3 protein-coding genes are annotated in these 3,124 nt (G+C 74.7%); 1 reads left to right on the top strand and 2 read right to left on the bottom strand.

Annotated features, from left to right (window positions below; genetic code table 11):
* Positions 1 to 1,129 (bottom strand): HlyD family efflux transporter periplasmic adaptor subunit (locus QZ500_RS16735; RefSeq protein WP_295856753.1); only part of this gene is annotated, 1,129 nt, incomplete at its 3' end.
* 10 nt (positions 1,130 to 1,139) lie between these two features.
* On the bottom strand, positions 1,140 to 2,609 hold the full coding sequence (locus QZ500_RS16730; protein WP_295856751.1) for a TolC family outer membrane protein: 1,470 nt from the start codon (positions 2,607 to 2,609) through the stop codon (positions 1,140 to 1,142).
* 274 nt (positions 2,610 to 2,883) lie between these two features.
* On the opposite strand from QZ500_RS16730, the gene QZ500_RS16725 reads away from it, so the two are divergent.
* A partial coding sequence (locus QZ500_RS16725; RefSeq protein WP_295856749.1) for a thiamine pyrophosphate-binding protein occupies positions 2,884 to 3,124 on the top strand: 241 nt, incomplete at its 3' end.

Below are 3,124 nucleotides of genomic sequence, written 5' to 3'. Positions count from 1 at the left end.
GCTGCACGCGGGCGATGTCCACCTCGTCCACGTCCACGATCACGCGCTGGCGGCGGTTGTCGGCCAGGGTCAGCAGCAGGTCGCCCTGGCGCACCGGCGCGCCGATGGACTGGGCCAGGTCGCCCTGGATGACCACGCCGTCGAAGGGCGCGACCAGCCGGCCGCGGGCGATCTGCGCGGCGATCAACGCCAGCTGGGCCTGCGCCTCGCTGACGCGCGCCAGGCTGGTGGCGGCGGACACGCGGTCGCGGTTGGCCATGGCGGCGGCGTAGGCGTTCTCGTGCTGGGCGAGCTGCTGGCTCCAGCGCTCCTGCTCCAGCCGCTGGTCGGCGTCGAGGAGGTCGACCAGCGGATGGCCGGCGCGCACGCGGTCGCCGGGGCGCACGTGCACCGTCTTGACGAAGCCGTCGGTGGGGGCCGAGATCTGCCGCTGCTCGGCGCCCTCGATGCGGGCGCGGCCGCTCACGGTGTCGTCCAGCGGCACGGCGGTGGCGAAGGCCAGCACCAGCGCGCCGGCCAGCAGCAGGCGCCGCCGGCCGCGCTGGCCGGGCGCGCGCAGCCGCTGCCAGGCCTGTGCCAAGGCTTGCCGGGCGCGGCGCCGCCAGGGCAGCTGGGCGGCCTGCATCCAGTGCAGGGCCGGCGTGGCCGGTGCGAGCCAGGCGGCCAGGCGCTGCAGCTCGTCGGCATCGAAGGGCTGGCCGGCCGGGCGCTCGGCGCAGACGGCCGCCACCGGCACGCCGTGCAGGCCCAGCGGCACGCAGGCGACGGCGGCCTGCAGGTGGGCCTGCAGCAGGCGGTGTTCGAGCAGGATGGCGTCGGTGGCACCGCCGGCCTCGGGTGCGGGGCAGGCCAGCGGCACGCCCTGGTCCAGCGCCTCCTGCATGGCGCCGAGCAGCAGCGGCCGCAGGTCGGGCGGCAGGCCCTTGTCGTCGTGGGCCGAGCCGCCGGCGAAGCGCAGGCCGTCGGCCTCGTGCACGGCGATCCAGACGCGCTCGCAGCCGGCGAGCGCCGCCAGGCGCGTCGCCAGGCGCGCGACGCCCTCGTCCACGCTGCGGGCACCCAATAACTCGGCCGCCAGCCGGCCGGCCTGGACCGCCGTCGCCGCGTCGCTGCCGGTCGCCTGCGCCATGCCGTGCGGCTCAGGGCGCGGACTGCGTCAGGCGCAGGCGGCGGATCAGGCCCGGATAGGCCGGTGCCGGCGCGGCCGCGGCCAGGGCGACGCCGGACGCCGCCGGAGCGAACAGGCCATCGATGCGGGCCAGGTCCTCCTCGCCCGCGGTGCCGGTGGCGGTCTTGAGGCGGAAGAACTGCGCCCAGGCCTCGTAGCCGGCGCGGGCCTTGTCGCGCCGCGTCTGGTACAGCTGCGACTGGGCCGCCAGCACGTCGGCGCCGATGCGCACGCCCACCTCGTAGCCGCGGCGGTTGGCGGCCAGTGCGGTCTCAGCCGAGCGCTCGGCCGCCTGCAGCCCGCGGAACTGGGCGATGGCGCCCAGCGCCGCATAGAAGGCCTGGCGCACGGCACCGCCGACCTGGCGGCGGGCGGCTTCCAGGTCGGCGGTGGCCTTGTCCTCCTGCGCCACGGCCTCGCGCACGCGGGCGTCGAGCCCGCCGCCGGCATACAGCGGCACGTTGAGGTTGAGCCCCGCCTGCACGAAGCGGCCCGACTGCGGCAGCGCACTGACGGTGGTGGCGCCGGCCCGCACCGACTGCTGGCTGAGGCTGAAGTCCAGCGTGGGCAGGCTGCCCGCCTGCATCTTGCGCACTTCGAGCTGCGCCACCGCCAGCGCCAGGCGCGCCTGCCCCACCACCGGGCTGCCGCTTTCGGCCAGGTCCAGCCAGCGCGCCAGGTCGGCCTCGCCCAGGTCGGGCGCCTCGGCCGGCGGCAGGCCGGCCCCCGGCACATGCACCCGCTGGCCGACCACCTGCTCCAGCCCGGCCTCCTTGGCCTGGCGCTCCATTTCGGCGGCGGCTTCCTGGGCAGTGACGGCGTCGAACTTCGCCTCGGCATCGCGCACGTCGACGATGGAGACGGTGCCGGCATCGAAGCTGCGCCGCGCCAGGGCCAGCTGCTCGGCCGTGGCCTGGCGCTGGCCGCGCAGCTGCACCAGGTCCGAACGCACGGCCTGCAGTTCGAAGAAGGCGCCGACCAAGCGCTGCAGAAGGTCGGCATGCACGGCGTCGCGCTGGGCCTCCAGCGCATCGACGGCCACGCGGGACTGCTGCAGCGCCTGCCACGGCACCGGCCGGTAGAGCGGCTGGTTGAGCGACAGGGCGTACTGGCGGGTGGAGAAGTCGCGGTCGGGCGGCTGGGACAGCCCGGTGAGGTCGTGGTAGTCGGTGCGGCTGGCCGAGGCGCCCAGGCTCACGCTGGGCCGCAGCGCGGCGGCGGCCTGCTCGGCCCGTTCGGCGCCGGCACGCTGCTGCGCCTCGGCGCCGGCCAGCGCCGGATCGCTGGCGACGGCGGCGTCCTGCCATTGCCGCAGGCCCTGCGCAGCCGCCGGCAGCGCCAGCGCCGCGGCCAGCGCGGCACCCAGCACGACGGCTGGCGCAGCCCGTCCCCGGCGCGGCACGTTCCGGCCGCGAAGGCTGTGGCAACCCTTGCTTTCCATGGAACTCGACTCCCTGCAGCGGACTGCGCCGGCGCTGCCGCCGTCGGCGGCCGGCCTTTCGTCAGTAAATGTTAACCAGTGTATTTAATTACTAAGCATTTGATGCATTGATGGTGGGTTTCGCGGGGCTTTTGATTCGAAAGTTCTCTTTTTCGCCCCGCGATCACCAGCTCTGCATCAACAGGGGGTTCCGCTCCTACCTGCCACGCAGCACAGGCGACATAGGATTTGTAGCGTCCATTCGTGTTTACCCCAGCCTTACCCAGGAGTGCCCGTGCCCTTCACCGTCGCCGACCTGCTTGCCCACACCCTTGCCGACCTCGGCGTCCAGCGCATCTGGGGCGTCACCGGCGACAGCCTCAACGGGCTGAACGACAGCCTGCGGCGTCTGGGCCGCATCGACTGGATGCACGTGCGCCATGAGGAAGCGGCCGCCTTCGCCGCCGGTGCCGAGGCCGCACTGACCGGCGAGCTGGCCGTGTGCGCCGGCAGCTGCGGCCCGGGCAACCTGCACC

It is taken from the genome of uncultured Xylophilus sp. (assembly GCA_913776965.1).
Classification (GTDB): domain Bacteria; phylum Pseudomonadota; class Gammaproteobacteria; order Burkholderiales; family Burkholderiaceae_C; genus Xylophilus.
This window is presented reverse-complemented; position numbering and strand designations above follow the sequence as displayed.

Bases quoted from the DNA above. Each gene is read 5' to 3' on its own strand.
- QZ500_RS16730 (WP_295856751.1), bottom strand. From the start codon at position 2,609: ATGGAAAGCAAGGGTTGCCACAGCCTTCGCGGCCGGAACGTGCCGCGC.